Origin of the sequence: Ruminiclostridium cellobioparum subsp. termitidis CT1112, from assembly GCF_000350485.1 — a bacterium.
GTDB lineage: Bacteria > Bacillota > Clostridia > Acetivibrionales > DSM-1351 > Ruminiclostridium > Ruminiclostridium termitidis.
Map to the genome: position 1 here is coordinate 37,172 of NZ_AORV01000068.1, position 16,330 is coordinate 53,501.

Here is a 16,330-nt window from a genome sequence, read left to right on the forward strand (position 1 = left end):
TTTTTTATATGGACAAAAAAATACTCCTGGTCGAAGACGACGAAAGAATAAGAGAAATCGTTGCCGATTATTTTATAAAGGAAGGCTTCACCCTGCTTCAGACCGAGGATGGAAAAAAGGCTCTGGAAGTTTATGAAGTAAATAAGATCGACCTGATAATTCTGGATATCATGATACCTGAAATAGACGGGTGGTCGGTATGCAAAAGACTTAGAAAAGTGTCGGATGTGCCTATTATCATGCTCACTGCCCGGGCTGATGAAGAAGATAAACTGATGGGTTATGAACTGGGTGCGGATGATTATGTAACTAAGCCCTTCAGTCCCAGGGTGCTTGTTGCAAAATCAAAAACACTGCTGAAAAGAGCCGAGGGAACGCTGGGAAAAGATGACGGAGTATTATGCCTGAACGGTATAGAGGTAAATAAATTATCCCGTACTGTCAGAATCGACGATGAAGTGATAGAGCTTACATACAAGGAATATGAGCTTTTGCTGTGCTTTATGGAAAACAGAGATATTGTACTCAGCCGGGAGGTAATACTTTCAAGGGTGTGGGGTTTTGACTACTTTGGAGATCTGCGGACTGTCGACACACATGTCAAAAAATTAAGAAGCAAGCTGACTCATAAGGCTTGCTGTATTTCAACGGTTATTGGTATGGGCTACAAATTTGAGGTGAACAGACTATGAAAAGAAGCATCGTGTTAAAACTATTTCTTATTACAGTACTTTTTATGACAGTTTGCTTTGGAGTATTTATAGCCGGGCAGTCGTTATTTTTTGGGAAAATTTATTTGCATATGAAGAGTTCAAGTCTGGAAAAAGCTCTGGACAGCTTTGGCAATACATATGTGAATGAAAATTGGGACAGTAAGGCAATAACTCAGAAAATCAATGAATTCACCGGAAGAAATAATGCCCGGCTGGCCATTCTGGACAAGGACGGAAGGGCAAAGTATATGCCGTCCTTTTCTATTTCACTGGAGACTTCCGATAACAAAAATTTGAGCATTCCCCTGGATAACATCGCATTTCTGGAGGATTTTCAGAAACTGGAGCTGTCTGTTGGCTCGGAGATAGAGGTGGACGGGTATTTTAACAACAATAGGTTATTGTCGGTTTCAGGCATCAAAAAGGATGGCAAATCCTGGGAAAACTCCAATATCAGGCTTGTAGCGGCCAGTGCGGTGACCCTGAGCAGTGATTCCATAGCTGTGGAGAATAGAGTACTAAGGACTGAAAAATTTACTGAAGCAGGTACTTTGACAACACCGGCCGAAGCATCGGCAGGTGTTGCAGTTGCCGTTAAAAACATAGAGGTGGAGGCAATCAGCCCTGACAAAGTCAAGGGGAAAATCACCGCATTGAATCTGCCGGATCAAATCCAGCAAATGGCCAGTTACAACAATGGACTGCTATGGTCCTCAATAGACTATTGGAACCAATTGCTGATGGTTAAGAAAATCAGTATGGAACCGGGTAAAACAACCAATTTTCATTACACTGACACCAATAACGGCATGGATAATATTGCATATGTAAAACCCGTCATAAAAAATAATCAGGTTTTGGAATATGTGTTTGCCATTTCCTCATTGCAGCCTGTGGATGAAGCGGTCGAAGCCATGAAGTCCTATTACGGATATGTATTTGCAGTAATTATATTACTTATGCTGGTTATGGCCTTTGTTTTTTCACGGAGCATTTCAAAGCCGCTGCTTAAAATGAATACTGTTGCAAGCAAGATGGCAGATCTGGATTTTTCGGAGGAATGCCGTGTGAAGTCAAAGGATGAACTTGGGAATCTGGCCTTGAGTCTGAACCGGCTTTCGAGAAATCTCAGCCTGAGTCTGGAAGATTTAAAATCTGCCAATGAGCAGCTTAAGCTTGATATTGAAAAAGAGAGAAGCCTGGAAAACATGAGAAAGGAGTTTGTTTCAAGTGTTTCACACGAATTCAAAACTCCGCTGGGCATTATAAAAGGTTTCGCAGAGGGCTTCAAGGATAATATTGCGGAAGAGAAAAAGGAGCATTATATAGATGTAATACTGGATGAAGTCGAAAAAATGGATGAACTGGTCATGGATCTGTTGGACCTTGCAAGGCTTGAATCCAAAGCCTATGATCTGAATATTGAGAATTTTGTCATGGACGAACTTATTGATGAGATTGGGAGCAGGCTGGATAAAAATATGGCAGAAAAGAATATATCCTTGATTTTCCGGCATGAAGACAGGGACAGCCGGGTCCAGGCAGACAGAAGAAGGATGGAACAGGTTGTAACAAATATCTTGAGCAATGCTGTCAGACACACCGGAACCAATGGGAAAATAAGAGTTTTAACTGAAAAAGGAGTTGACAGGCTCCGGGTAATTATTGAAAACAGCGGAGAACAAATAGCAGAAGAGGATATTCAAAAAATCTGGGAAAGGTTTTACAAAGCTGAGAAATCCCGGGGAAGAAGAGCAGGAGGAACCGGTCTGGGGCTGTCCATTGTCAAAAATATTCTTGAGCTGCACGGAAGCGATTATGGAGTGGAAAACATACTTGGCGGGGTCAGATTTTATTTTACTGTGAATTGCTGATTGAGCAGCAGTAAGTGCATAAAACATAAAAATCTTTTATACAACTCTTGTATATTTTATCGGTATTTTAGAAATTATAAATAACTAAGAGCATCTTACCACAATGGTTGCTGATGCTCTTTATTATTTGTAAAAATGCTGAATACCAATGCAGATAATTGGTTTTCAGATGAAATAAATTGTTTACAGGAGGAACCCTTGCAATGCTGCCCAAAAAGAAGTCCAGGCCCGGAAAATGGATTGCCCTTATTATTATTGTTCTTTTGATGGCAGGTGCCGTAACCTTTTTCTTATTAAAAAGGGATTCAGAGGTATATGAGAGAGTAAAGGCGGAATTAAGTGATATAACAACCTACCACTCATTTACAGGCAATATTGAGGTCAGGCACCGGCAGACCATTATAGCCGACATGGTTATGCAGATCACCGATTTACGTGTTAAAGAAGGTGATAAGGTGAAAAAAGGTGATATTCTGGCCGAAACTTCCATAGGCAGCAAGCTCACGGCTGATATTGACGGCGAAGTTTCCGGCATAGGTGTTGAGGAGAATGCAATGGTTATGGCCGGTGCCAGGCTGATGGAAGTGGTAGACTACAGGGATCTGAAAATAAGTGTTAAGGTTGACGAATATGATATAGGGTCTCTTAAGGAGGGCAAGGAAGCCACAGTAAAAATAGGTGCCTTGAATAAAGAGATCAAAGGCAAAATCGGAGGAATATCAAGAGAGGGTACTGTAGCAAACGGGGTGACCTATTTTACCGCTGTCATAGATCTGGGCGCGGATACGGCGTTGAAGGCAGGCATGTCCGCCGAGGTCAGACTTGTGGACAATACTGCCAAGGGAGTGGTGACAATTCCCATGTCGGTTGTCCGGTTTGATGACAGCAATACTCCTTATGTGTTGAAGGAGGACCCGGACGGAAGGCCGGTAAGAACCGATATAGAGACAGGAATTAATAATGGAACCATAGTTGAAGTCAAAAAAGGAATTGCCAATGGAGAGACAGTTCTTTATACCAATCCGGATAAAACCCAGGGTATGAGGCTGGGAGGCCAAAGAACAAACGGCACGGCCGGCGGAGGCTCCGATAATGGCTGAAATACTCAGTATGAAAAATATTTGTAAAAGTTACATTATGGGAGCAGAGGAGCTTGAAGTACTCCATAACGTAAGTTTATCGGTGGAGCCGGGAGAATTCCTGTCCATACTGGGACCCTCAGGCTCGGGAAAATCCACCATGATGAATATTATAGGGTGTTTGGATGTGCCTACCTCAGGAACCTACCATCTCTCGGGAAACGACATAAATCAGCTGAATGAAATTGAACTGGCAAAGGTCAGAAACAAGGAGATCGGTTTTGTATTTCAAAGCTTTCACCTGCTGCCCAGAATGACTGCACTTCAAAACGTTGAGCTGCCGCTGATTTATTCCGGACTGCCCCACTCACGGAGGCAAAAGCTGTCAGAAGACATACTTGTCCGGGTGGGTCTGGGTGATAAAATGGGAAATCTGCCAAACCAGCTTTCGGGGGGACAGCAGCAGCGTGTTGCCATTGCCAGGGCTCTTGTTACCGAACCCACCATACTTCTGGCCGATGAGCCCACCGGGGCTCTTGATCAAAAAACCGGTGCCCAGGTTATGGAGTTGTTTGAAGAAATAAACAGGGACGGTAAGACAATAATAATGATCACTCACGATACCGGCATAGCACAGCGTGCCAGAAGAGTCGTCAATATTCTGGACGGGTATCTTACCGAGGCAGACAGCAGCAACTGGTGAGCAGGGAATACAAATTTCATAACTGTTTTATGGCCGTGCGAAATATTCAAAGTATTTACCAATACTTTGAAAGCGCACATGGCCAATTAACCTCCTTTATTCGCTACATTGCGATAAAGGATAATTACTTGCATAACATTTTGTGGCCACGAATGTGGCTCATGGAGGTTAATATGCTCTGGGAAAGTATTAGAATGTCCTGGGAAAATATAATTAAAAACAAACTCAGATCAATGCTGACAATGCTTGGTATTGTTATCGGCGTGGCATCCATTATTGCACTTATTACAATTGTGCAGGGGGCAACCGCAAGTATCAGCAGTGAGGTGAATTCGCTGGGAGTAAATAAAATAATGGTCAACATAACCGGGACTCCCCTGAAGTCAGGCCTCACCGGTGACGATATGGAAACAATTTCAGGACTGGGCAATATCAGCGGTGTATCTCCCACAATAGCTCTAAGAACCTCAATAGTATATAATGGAGACATAAAAGAAAAAGTTGCCGTCCAGGGAAAGAATGAGGTGTTTTTTAAAACCGATGCAAGCTTGTTAAAGTCAGGAAGAGCCATCAATCCCCTGGATATTGGAAATGAAAACCAGGTGGCCGTGGTAGGAAGTGATATAGTCAGGGATTTATTCTACGGAGTGAATCCCCTTGGAAAAGAGCTGATTATTAACGGTACGGCTTATAAGGTCATAGGAACTCTCGCTTCCTCAAGCGGCTTCAGTATGAATTCTAATAATGAGACTGTTATTATCCCGTATACTACTGCTCTGAGAAGCCTGGGAATAAAAAGCATATCCAGTCTGGATGTTTATCTGAAGGATACAAATATGGCCGATAAGACGGTAATAGACATAAAAGGAGTACTGAGCCAGGCTTTCAATTACAGGGAGGATGCCTACACAGTATTTAACATGGGAGATATGATAGAATCCTTTCAGGAGATGATGTCCATCATGTCCATGCTGCTGGCGGGGATTGCAGCCATATCCCTTGTTGTGGGAGGTATTGGAATCATGAACATGATGCTGGTATCCATAACGGAAAGAACCACCGAAATAGGTCTCAGGAAAGCCCTGGGGGCAACACCCAACAGGATTCAGCTGCAATTTTTAATTGAATCCATTTTTCTTTCGCTTATGGGGGGCCTGATCGGTTTGATAGCAGGTGGTTTACTGGCTTACATCACAGCTGTGGTCATAGGAATAATATTTTCAGTATCGGCATATACCGTACTGCTTGCAGTTGGCTTCTCAGGTGCGGTAGGTATAGTTTTCGGATATATGCCGGCCAGAAAGGCAAGCAGGCTCAATCCCATAGATGCATTAAGAAGTTTGTAGCATACAGCCATTCTCAAGCATTGATACCCTCTCAAAAACGTATCGTACATTGTCAATAGAGGGTATATATTTGAAGTGATTTCTGTGTTGGGAGGTTTTTTCATGACAGAAAAGAAAAACGCGGCAATCAAGGCTGCCGATTACATTGAAGACAATATGACAGTCGGCCTGGGCACTGGTTCAACGGCATACTATGTAATTGAAAGAGTGGGGGAACTTGTCAAGCATGGATTGAATATTAAAGCTGTTGCTACCTCACTAAGCACATCCAATATTGCTTCCGGATTTAATATTCCCCTGGTGTCTATTGATGAAGTTGAAAGAATAGATTTCGCTATTGATGGAGTCGATGAAATAGATGGCGGATTTAATGCGATAAAAGGCGGAGGAGGGGCTTTATTCAGAGAAAAAATGGTCGCAACTCTTGCAGACAGGGTTATTTGGATTATGGACTCAAGTAAAGTAGTTGATGCTATAGGAACATTTCCGCTGCCTGTAGAGATACTTACATACGGTTATAATCATATTTTAAGAAAACTGGAGTTACTTTCATTAAGTCCTGTTCTCAGGTTAAAATCAGATGGTCCTTTCCTGACTGATAACCATAATTATATTGTGGATTTGCACATTGGAAAGGGCTTTGATATTAAATATGTTTCGGAGCAATTAAAAGCCATACCGGGTGTACTGGAAACAGGCTTGTTTTTAAATATGTGCGACAGAATTATTGTTGGGATTAAGGATGAAGTAAAAGTAATTGAAAATCCGGGCAAGTTAAGACAGTAACACGGCTCAAAGCTATAACATGTCAAAGCCATAAATGGCTTAGGAGGTTAATATGGGTATTAATGACAGGGTGGGTACGGGACTGAAAGGATTCGACCAGATAATTGACCATCTTAGATTGGGTGATAATGTGGTCTGGCAGGTAGATTCGGTATCAGACTATAAAAAACTTGCTGATCCGTTTGCTGGGCAAGCCCGGTCAGATAACAGAAGGCTGGTTTACATCCGTTTCGGCACCCATGAACAATTGTTTGAGGAGAGTTCAGGGGTAAAGATTTATTATATTGACTCAAGCAAAGGCTTTGAAAGTTTTGCGACTGAAGTACATAACCTCATCAGGAACGAGGGGAAAAAGGTATTTTATGTTTTTGACTGCCTTACCGACCTTTTAAAACACTGGTATTCGGATTTGATGATAGGCAATTTTTTCAAGGTGACCTGCCCTTATTTATATGAACTGGATACTGTGGCCTATTTCGCAATTATGCGAAATTACCATACCTACAGTACTATTGCCGGTATCCGGGAAACAACCCAGCTCCTGCTGGATTTATATCAGGTAAACAATAAATTCTATATCCACCCGCTGAAGGTGTGGCAGCGCTACTCTCCAACCATGTTTTTCCCTCACCTGATAGCAGGTCAGGAAGCTGTGAGCATCACCGCCAGCACTGAAGCTGCCGAACTGTTTTCGAGCATCAACCGTGGAGAGGACAGACCGGATCATTGGAATATCATTTTCAACAGGGCGAAGGATGTGCTTAAACAGCCGCACCAGGAGCAGGAGGAGGCTAAAAAGCTCCTTATGTTTATGCTTATCGGCAATCAATCAAGAATGTTCGATTTGTGCAACAGATATTTTACTTTGCAGGATATACTTTTAATTGCCTCCAGAGAAGTAGGCACGGGCTTTATAGGCGGAAAAAGTGTGGGTATGCTTTTAGCGAGAAAGATTCTCGAAAAGGAAGGAAGCGGCAGGTTTACTGCCTATGTGGAACCTCACGATTCCTATTATATAGGCTCGGATGTATTTTACACCTATATTGTGCAAAATGGCTGGTGGAGACTGCGAACAAAACAAAAAGCCGGAGAAGGCTATTACAAGTACGCCCCTGAACTGAAAGACAAGCTGCTCCGCGGGAAATTCCCTAAAAACATTCAGGAGCAGTTTATTCAAATGCTGGAGTACTTTGGACAATCACCAATTATAGTACGTTCCAGTTCGCTGCTGGAGGATAATTTCGGAAATGCCTTTGCGGGTAAATATGAAAGTGTATTCTGTGTAAATCAGGGTACTCCGGAGGAGCGTTACGAAGCCTTTGAAGAGGCTATCCGCACAGTTTATGCCAGTACAATGAATGAGGATGCGCTTGCCTATAGAATGAACAGGGGACTGTCCGAACGTGATGAACAGATGGCCATACTGGTTCAGCGCGTTTCGGGTGACCAATACGGTGAGGACTTCTTTCCGCATGTTGCCGGAGTCGGGAACTCTTCGAACCTGTATGTATGGGATCAAAATATAGATATGGATGCCGGCATGCTGCGGCTGGTATTCGGTCTCGGGACCAGGGCGGTGGACAGGACCGAAGGGGATTATCCCAGAATTGTGTGTCTTGACAACCCGCAGCGCCTTCCTCCCATGAATATTGAAGATCAAAAAAAATTCTCACAGCACAGCGTTGACGTTCTGTCACTTAAGGAAAATATGCTTGTTGTAAAAACGCTGGAGGATATACTGTCCGGAAATATAAAGGTGGACAGGGAGCTTTTTGCAAGTCCTGACTATCAAAATGCCGCACGTCTTCGGGAATTGGGATACACCCATACAAAATTACAGTATGTTTTAGACTACAAAAAATTATTTGCCCGGTCAGAATTCCATTCCGTAATGAAGGATATGCTGGCTTTGCTGTCCAAGGTCTACGATTATCCGGTAGACATTGAATATACTGCAAATTTTACAAAGGATAACCGGTTCAAGATAAATCTTCTGCAGTGCCGTCCGCTGCAGACCAGAGGCCTGGGAAAATCAGTTGACATACCGGAACTGGAGGATGAGAGGGCTTGCCTGTTTTACAGCAGGGGAAATTTTATGGGCGGTAATGTAAGGCTGCCCATCGATTACGTTGTTTTTATCAAAGCCCGGGAATATCTTGAATTAAATGAGCAGGACAAATATTCCATTGCCAGGCAGGTAGGGCAGCTGAACAGGGAACTTGCAGGCAAAAATGTGATGCTGATGGGCCCTGGAAGATGGGGAAGCACAACACCTTCTCTCGGAGTACCCGTGCATTTTACAGAGCTGTGCAATATGTCGGTCATATGTGAAGTGGCTGCCAAACAGGCAGGACTGATGCCAGAACTGTCATATGGAAGTCACTTTTTCCAGGACCTTGTGGAAGCGGGCATTTTTTATGTGGCTTTATTTGACGGAAATAAGGATGTTATTTTTAACCCTGAAAAAATACTTGGCAGGGAAAACCTGATGGTAGAGCTTTTACCTCAAAGCGGGCAGTTTTCCGGGGTGATTCATGTTGCAGAAACAAAGGGAATGGAAATATTCTCAGACATCGTATCGCAGACACTTTTGTGCATATGAAAAGGGTCTATTGCCAAACATATACAAAACAATTATTTAATATTTTATATTGTACTTCCGTACAAACTTACATAAATGGCAGCCACAAGATATTTGTTGAAACTATTTTACCAACAAATTCGAACAAATATCTTTAACCAGCCGCCATTTATGCATGTTGTACCTGTGTGCTATCAGGACGGAATATATTGGATCAGCCATGTTTGTACAACAGCCCTTTCAGGGTCTTTACAGGTGCAGTGCAGACTCTGATCTTACTGCTGTTTGTACTGGGGTTCCTGCTGTTGGATATATTCCTCTCTTCCCTTCAGGGTTTGAAGTGCGTCGTCAAAAGTGCAGGCAAGCTGCTGAAAAGTTTTCTTGGCTTGCTCGTCCTCGGTTTCCAGTGCAAAACTTTTCATTGTTGCAGATGCACTTTCTACCGTAGCTATTGCTTTTAACATTTGAGTTCCTACAGTCATACGGATCACCTCCCTTCAACAGACTGACATAAATTCACAGGTTAGTTTGGAAAACAAACGGCCATCAGCGAAGTTGTTCAAGCTAACCTTTAGGTCTGAATATTAATGCTGCCAGAAATCCGAATATGATAGCAGCGGATATACCCGCACTGGTTACTTCGAAAATTCCTGTCAGTACCCCGATAATTCCTGTAGTCTCGGCTTCCTGCAGTGCGCCTTTTACAAGCTGGTTGCCGAAACTGCATATGGGAACCGTCGCTCCTGCACCGGCAAATTTGACAAGCGGATCATACCAGCCAAGTCCGCCCAATATGGCTCCTGATACAACAAGGGTACACATTGTATGTGCCGGGGTTAGTTTAAACCCGTCCATCAGGATTTGTCCTATTACGCATATCAATCCTCCGATAATAAATGACCAGATAAATTTTTCCAAGCTCATCAATCTCCTTATAGTTGGCTGTATAACTAGTGCATCTCAATGGCTACTCCGTGGGCAATACAGGGTATTGTTTCCTTCTGTTGGTAGGACATGGGGGAGAGCAGAGCCCCGGTGGCAACAACCAGTATTTTTTTCAGTTCGCCCCTTTTCATCCGGCTCATAAAGTGTCCGTAAGTGGTGGTGGCGGCACAGGCACAGCCGCTGCCGCCTGAAAAAACCGGCTGGTCCTCCCTGTATATGAGGATACCGCAGTCTGTGAACTTCTTCTCCGGAATGGGGATTCCGTGTTTTTTCAGAAGGTCGGCCGCTATTTCATGGCCAACCCTGCCCAGATCACCTGTGGCAATCAAATCATAATGTGAGGCATCAATGTCCAGATCCCTGAAATGTGCCTCAATGGTATCCACTGCTGCCGGTGCCATTGCTACTCCCATATTGAAGGGGTCGGAGAGGCCCATATCAACCACCCGGCCTATAGTAGCAGCTTTTACATGGGGTCCTTTGCCTTTTTGTGAGACAACTGCCGCACCTGCTCCTGTAACAGTCCATTGTGCATATGGAGGTTTTTGGGCACCGTATTCGGTAGGGTATCTGTATTGCTTTTCAGAGGCTGCATTGTGACTGGAGGTTGCTGCCAGGGCATTCAGTGCAAACTTGCTGTCCACCATCATTGAAGCCAGGGCAAGGCCCTCCATGGAACTGGAGCATGCACCGTAAAGGCCCAGAAAAGGAATTCCCAGCGTGCGTGCCGTAAAACTGCTGGATATTATTTGATTTATCAAATCACCGCCCATAAAAAACTGGACATCCTCTTTCTTTAATCCTGCTTTCTTTATGGCTGTTTCACAAGCCTGCTCCATGAGCTTTTTTTCTGCTTTTTCAAAGCTCTCCTGACCAAGCCACAGGTCGTCGTGAAGTATATCAAAGTCTTTTGCCAGGGCCCCCTGGGCTTCAAAGGGACCTCCTACGGCAGCTGATGCCAATATGACCGGATTTGATTCAAAAACCCAGGTTTGATGTCCTTTAAGCATTTACATTCCACCTAACCATTTAATAATTACGTTTACTATAGCTACCACAAAGGCTGAAAATACTCCGTATACTATTACAGGTCCTGCAATTTTAAACATATTTCCGCCAACGCCCAGTACAAAGCCTTCGCTTTTATGTTCTATGGCAGCCGAAGCAATGGTATTGGCAAAGCCTGTAACCGGAACGGCGGTTCCTGCACCGGCCCACTGGGAGATGTGGTCATAAACTCCCAGACCTGTAAGTAAAATCGATATAAAAATCAAAACTGCTACTGTCGGATTGCCTGCAGTCTTTTCATTGAAATTAAAGAAGGTCACGAAGAACCAGTTCAGGCACTGTCCTATGGTACAGATAATCCCACCTACCAGGAACGCCTTCAGGCAGTTTTTGTATATAGGTATTTTGGGTTCTCTTGCTTTTGCGAAATCCTGATATTGCTGTTGTACGGGACTTAAGTTCTTCCTCTTTTTGTTTGACATATTAACCTCCATGAGCCGCAATAGCGGCCACAAAACTGTAATGAAATCTCTTCACTCCCTCATCCTCTATAAGGCGAATAAAGGAGGTTAATTGGCCGTATCTGTTTAGCGCAACAGGTACGGTTCCAATTTTTCCAGCAGCTGGCGCAGTTTTTTCGCATTTCGTATATACATGGATTTGGCGTCCTTGTTTTTTGTTTCCAAGGCAAAAGTCATAAGGCTTGCATGGCATTTTTCAATATTTGCGTAGATCATTTCCCGCACCCTGGGCTGGGGAAGCACTATTGAGTCGTCAAACAAATCCAGGTACAGATCGCCGAAGGAATCCACCTGGCCGATGAAAACATTGTCAAGAGATACTCCCGTATTTTCAAGCTGCAATCTGAGCCATTCCCTGTTTAAGCCAAGGGACGCCAAAGGTTCGTTTAAAATATTTCCGTCGAGAATAACAGTTTGAGGTTCGGCCAGCGGGGAGACCTTCCTGTCAAGGTCATGGGCGGTTACAGGCTTTTTGTCGGACTTGGGAAAGACATTTATTTCACCGGTTGTTTCCATAACTGCAAATTCCACATCGGAAAAACTGAAGACATCCTTATGCCGCAGTTCCCTCAGCAGTTCCTCACCGGTGAGCTTCAGCTGATGAAGGTTGTCTTCCATGATCTTGCCGTGTTTTATAAGTACTGTTTCCCTGCCTGAAATTAAATCATGCAGCCATTTGCTCTTTAAAGACAACAGGTCAAGTACAACCGGCACCAGAGCCCAAACTGCCAGTGAAATGACACCAAAAGCAATATTGGTGATTACATTCACAGAGATTAAGGCGGCTATTATTGCGATTACTACATAGCTTATCAGATTGAACGGTGTCATACGGGAGATGTTCCGTTTTCCCATCAATCTTACCAATACAAGTGTCAGGATAAACATAGATATTGTTCGCAATAATATTTCAAGCCACATCTGCATATTAACCTCCATGAGCCGTAAATTCAAAATCTGTTATTTCTTATATTGGGGTTCTTCAAACTCAAGTTCACGGATTCTGTCCTCCAAATCAATTATTACCTCCTTGGTGACCGTGAGAGCCTCGTTAAAGGCTTTCCTGGATTCTTCGTCCCGGGTTTGGGCCGAATAAACCCTCAGTGTGCCCTGAACTCCTTTCATTCCTGCCAGGGTTTGCTTTACCTGTGATGCCACTGTCATATATTCCTCCGACAAACTGCAGAATTTTTTATTTCCTCAACACCTTTATTATTCTGTAAAAAGTCTTAAAAATTCAAAAAAAGGTAAATGTAATATTTGGATTTAGGTGATTATTGAATTTATTGAAAAGAAAAACCGCTTACCACATTAAGCGGTGAGCGGCTTTCCCAATTTTAGGATTTTAGGTTGTATGTCATTTGATTCCACTATCATAAAGTCAATTGCGGTTGAAACTTTCGCTTTCAGCCTATTGTAATTGACTTAGAAAGTCTTTGGCAACTTTTTCAATGGACTGTTTTTCATTGTCCACTTTATAATTCAGACTTTGCATTGTATCATCATCAATTCTGCCGGCAAGTTTGTTTAAAACTTCCTCCAGTTGGGGATAACTTTCAAGAATGTCTTCTCTGACTATGGGTGCTGCATAGTACGGAGGGAAAAAGTTTTTATCGTCCTTCAGAACCTTTAAATTCAAGGCTTTTAGCTGACCGTCGGTGGTGAAGGCATCTGTCACGTCCATTTTTCCCTGGCCGACAGCCTGGTATTTCAGAGAAACATCCATTTTTGCCGTACTCTTAAAAGTCAGGTCATAGATTTTAACAAGTCCGTCAAAGCCGTCTTCGCGGTTAAAGAATTCATGTTCGGCACCAAAAACCAAATCCCCGGAGATATTCTTAAGATCACTGATGGATTCAATTTGATTTTTCTCGGCCAGCTCCTGGGGGACGGCTAATGCGTAAGTATTGTTGAAACCCACGGGTTTGAGCCATTTTATATGAAACTGCTTTGAAAATTCAGTGCTTACAGTGTCATAAACCTTATCGGAATCCGTTTCCACAGGAAGCTTAAGCTGAGCTGTCAGCCCCGTACCCGTATATTCGGGATAAATATCTATCTGACCTTTTTTCATGGCCTCGAAGCAAACAAAGGTACCTCCCATATTGATCTTTCTTTCCACCTTGATATCGGTATTGCTCTCAATAAGCTGGGCCATTATTTCAGCGAGAATCTTATTTTCGGTAAAGTCCTTTGAGCCTATGACCACCTTTTTACCCGAGCCGCAGCCCGTAAATACGGCTGCTGCCAGGACTATGGCAGTTGCAAGTGCTATTAACCTCTTATACATTTAGTTACCTCCTTTTTTTACCCTTTGAAATTTATTAAATAAAAATTGCGCAAGCAGCGATAATAGAACTACGGGTATTGTGCCCTTGATTATCATGCTCCAGTCCTGAGACTGGATTCCGCTGTATATAATGTATCCCAGCCCTCCAGAACCGATCAGCACTCCTATGACGGCTGTACCCAGTGCAGTTACAAAAGCTATCCGGATACCTGAGAGAATCATTGGTATGGCCAGCGGAATTTCAACCATTACCAGGGACTGAAGCTGGGACATGCCCATGCCTCTGGAAGCTTCTCTTATTGAGGGCGAGATGCCGGTAATGCCTGTAAATGTATTTCTTATAACAGGTAAAAGGGAATACAGGCATAGTCCTATGATCACCGTTGTATTTCCCAATCCGAAAATAACCATCAGCAGTGCAAGCAGGGCAAGTGTCGGTATGGTCTGAATGATATCGGCCACAGTTAAAACCAGGTTTGCTATTCCGGTTTTTTTGGAAATGAATATGCCAATAAGCAGTCCGGCTGCTGTGGCCAGTGCAACTCCTGCCGCTGTGATAAACAAGTGTTCAAGTATGGCAGTAAATAAATCCGACATAACTAAGCATCCCCCTTTATTCTCATAGGCTTTGGAGTTACCGCCCTGTGGATCAGATCTATGACAAGGCCTGCTATGATTGATAAAATTGATGCCGGGATTGCTCCTGCAAGTATCATATTTGTGTCATAACTGGACAGACCGGTCCAGATGAGATCTCCAAGACCTCCTGCACCGATAAGTGCGGCCAGTGTGGCCCAACTGATGATATATACAACCGAAAGCCGGATTCCGGCTACTATGGCAGGCAGGCCCAGAGGTATCTCGACCTTGAAAAGGATCTGGCTTTGTGACATGCCTATGCCCCGTGCCGCTTCTATATACAGAATGTCGATCTCCTTGATTCCGGTATAAGTATTCTGAATAATAGGGAGTATGGCATAGGCCACCAGAACAATGACCGCCGGCTTGCTCCCCAGCCCGAATAACATGAGTCCCATACCCAGCATTACAAGGCCCGGAATGGTCTGAATGATGCCGGCGACTGCGAGTACTGCCTTTGCTGCTCTGTCATGCCTTGTGAGAATAATACCTGTTGGTATTGCAATTAAAACAGCTATAAGGATGGACAGAGAGGACAGTTGTACGTGTATTTTCAGTGCCTCCAATACATCACTGCCATTCTGCCTGAGGTATTCTGCAAAACTCATCTGCCATCGCCTCCCCATAAAGCCCGGGCCATGGATTTTATCATTCCGGAACGTGTGACAATGCCTATTACTTTGTTGGAATTATCAACTACAACAAGATAACCCGATTTGGTGCCCAGAAGTGTATCAAAGGCGTCTTTGGCACTGTCGGAATATAAAACCGTACCGACACCGGCATCTACCAGTCTTTCCACCGTGTCTCCAGCTTTTCCGCACTTGACGATGGCTTCTGCTGTCAGAACACCTTCGTAAATCCCGTTTTGGTCGGTTACAATCAGACTGTCGATACCCTTGCTGTTCATCAGGGAGACACATTCCAGGGTGCGCTTGTTTTTAGTGACAGTGACAGGATTGGTTTTCATGATTTCCATTACTGTCATTTCACTGTTTTCCGGTACATTGTGCATTCCGATAAAGCTCCTGACAAAGTCGTTTGCGGGATTTTTCAGAATCTCTTCGGGGGGAGCCACCTGAACGATATTCCCCTTGTCCATAAAGACTATCACATCAGCCATTTTTACCGCTTCCGACATATCATGGGTTACAAAAACAAAAGTTTTATTAAGGGTTTTATGAAGCTTTTTTACTTCATCCTGCAAGCTGTCCCTTGTGATGGGGTCAAGTGCGCCAAATGGCTCATCCATTAAAATCAGGGAGGGTTCGGCAGCAAGTGCCCGGAGTACACCGATCCTTTGCTGCTGCCCGCCCGACAGCTGGGAGGGGTATTTGCCGGCATAAATTTCGGGCTTGAGATCGACCATCTCCATTAATTCAAGTGCCCGCTTGCGGCTTTTTTCCTTCGGCCACTTAAGCAGTTTGGGTACGACTTCCACATTATCAAGGATGGTCATATTGGGAAACAGGCCGATTTGTTGAATTACATAACCTATATTCCTTCTTAGCTCCACCGGATTCATTTCTTCTATGTTGCTGCCGTTTACAAATATCTGACCCGATGTGGGTTCTATAAGCCTGTTGATCATTTTTAAGGTAGTGGTTTTACCGCACCCCGATGTGCCGATGAGAACGACAAATTGCCCATCCTGTATTTCAAGGTTTATGGAATTTACTACTGTATTATTGCTGTATTTTTTTAATATATTTATTAAATTAACCATAAAGGTCCTCCTTTTGACAAAGTTATAAACATTATTACTATACATAATATACAAACAATATACCCGACAATTCAAATGAAAGTTGGAGGTTGTTGCTTTGATCATAAAACCTGTTCCAA

17 protein-coding genes are annotated in these 16,330 nt (G+C 43.5%); 7 read left to right on the top strand and 10 right to left on the bottom strand.

What is annotated here, in order from left to right; all coding sequences use genetic code 11:
- Positions 1-8: 8 nt before the first annotated feature.
- From CTER_RS24985 to CTER_RS25015, 7 genes are all read left to right on the top strand, one after another.
- On the top strand, positions 9-692 hold the full coding sequence (locus tag CTER_RS24985) for a response regulator transcription factor (protein ID WP_004630593.1): 684 nt from the start codon (positions 9-11) through the stop codon (positions 690-692).
- Positions 689-2,587, top strand: a complete 1,899-nt coding sequence (locus CTER_RS27245) for a sensor histidine kinase (RefSeq protein ID WP_004630547.1) — start codon at positions 689-691, stop codon at positions 2,585-2,587. Before CTER_RS24985 ends, CTER_RS27245 begins: the two co-directional genes overlap by 4 nt.
- Positions 2,588-2,790: 203 nt before the next feature.
- The gene (locus CTER_RS24995) at positions 2,791-3,687 is read left to right on the top strand and encodes an efflux RND transporter periplasmic adaptor subunit (RefSeq protein ID WP_004630587.1); all 897 of its coding nucleotides are present in this window, start codon (positions 2,791-2,793) and stop codon (positions 3,685-3,687) included.
- Positions 3,680-4,369: an ABC transporter ATP-binding protein gene (locus CTER_RS25000; RefSeq protein ID WP_004630577.1), complete on the top strand. Its 690-nt coding sequence runs from the start codon at positions 3,680-3,682 to the stop codon at positions 4,367-4,369. Before CTER_RS24995 ends, CTER_RS25000 begins: the two co-directional genes overlap by 8 nt.
- Positions 4,370-4,542: 173 nt before the next feature.
- Positions 4,543-5,715 carry an ABC transporter permease gene (locus CTER_RS25005; RefSeq protein WP_004630575.1) on the top strand — a complete coding sequence of 391 codons (1,173 nt, stop codon included), beginning with the start codon at positions 4,543-4,545 and terminating at the stop codon, positions 5,713-5,715.
- A 102-nt stretch (positions 5,716-5,817) separates the two neighbouring features.
- Positions 5,818-6,501, top strand: coding sequence for a ribose-5-phosphate isomerase RpiA (gene rpiA, locus CTER_RS25010; protein WP_004630650.1), 684 nt, complete (start codon positions 5,818-5,820; stop codon positions 6,499-6,501).
- Between the two features lie 52 nt (positions 6,502-6,553).
- A complete protein-coding gene (locus CTER_RS25015) occupies positions 6,554-9,103 on the top strand; it encodes a PEP/pyruvate-binding domain-containing protein (RefSeq protein WP_004630660.1) in 2,550 nt (849 codons plus the stop codon).
- Between the two features lie 254 nt (positions 9,104-9,357).
- On the opposite strand, the gene CTER_RS25020 is transcribed toward CTER_RS25015, so the two are convergent.
- The 10 genes from CTER_RS25020 to CTER_RS25065 all read right to left on the bottom strand — a co-directional run bounded on the left by CTER_RS25020 (position 9,358) and on the right by CTER_RS25065 (position 16,211).
- Complete coding sequence (locus tag CTER_RS25020; RefSeq protein ID WP_004630586.1) at positions 9,358-9,564, bottom strand: DUF1657 domain-containing protein; 207 nt, start codon at positions 9,562-9,564, stop codon at positions 9,358-9,360.
- Between the two features lie 82 nt (positions 9,565-9,646).
- Positions 9,647-10,000 carry a stage V sporulation protein AE gene (spoVAE, locus tag CTER_RS25025; RefSeq protein WP_004630613.1) on the bottom strand — a complete coding sequence of 118 codons (354 nt, stop codon included), beginning with the start codon at positions 9,998-10,000 and terminating at the stop codon, positions 9,647-9,649.
- A gap of 32 nt (positions 10,001-10,032) precedes the next feature.
- Positions 10,033-11,037, bottom strand: coding sequence for a stage V sporulation protein AD (spoVAD, locus tag CTER_RS25030; protein ID WP_004630537.1), 1,005 nt, complete (start codon positions 11,035-11,037; stop codon positions 10,033-10,035).
- Complete coding sequence (spoVAC, locus tag CTER_RS25035) at positions 11,038-11,517, bottom strand: stage V sporulation protein AC (RefSeq protein WP_004630568.1); 480 nt, start codon at positions 11,515-11,517, stop codon at positions 11,038-11,040.
- A 105-nt stretch (positions 11,518-11,622) separates the two neighbouring features.
- Positions 11,623-12,483 (bottom strand): DUF421 domain-containing protein, encoded by an 861-nt coding sequence (locus CTER_RS25040; RefSeq protein WP_004630645.1) that lies wholly within the window; start codon positions 12,481-12,483, stop codon positions 11,623-11,625.
- Between the two features lie 33 nt (positions 12,484-12,516).
- Positions 12,517-12,720: a DUF1657 domain-containing protein gene (locus CTER_RS25045; protein ID WP_004630640.1), complete on the bottom strand. Its 204-nt coding sequence runs from the start codon at positions 12,718-12,720 to the stop codon at positions 12,517-12,519.
- A gap of 247 nt (positions 12,721-12,967) precedes the next feature.
- Positions 12,968-13,846, bottom strand: a complete 879-nt coding sequence (locus tag CTER_RS25050) for a glycine betaine ABC transporter substrate-binding protein (RefSeq protein WP_004630573.1) — start codon at positions 13,844-13,846, stop codon at positions 12,968-12,970.
- Positions 13,847-14,443, bottom strand: a complete 597-nt coding sequence (locus CTER_RS25055) for an ABC transporter permease (RefSeq protein ID WP_004630584.1) — start codon at positions 14,441-14,443, stop codon at positions 13,847-13,849. It abuts the gene before it with no gap.
- Positions 14,444-14,445: 2 nt separating this feature from the next.
- Entirely contained in the window at positions 14,446-15,093 is a 648-nt protein-coding gene (locus tag CTER_RS25060) for an ABC transporter permease (RefSeq protein ID WP_004630622.1), read from the bottom strand.
- On the bottom strand, positions 15,090-16,211 hold the full coding sequence (locus tag CTER_RS25065) for an ABC transporter ATP-binding protein (protein ID WP_004630656.1): 1,122 nt from the start codon (positions 16,209-16,211) through the stop codon (positions 15,090-15,092). Before CTER_RS25065 ends, CTER_RS25060 begins: the two co-directional genes overlap by 4 nt.
- Positions 16,212-16,330 lie beyond the last annotated feature (119 nt).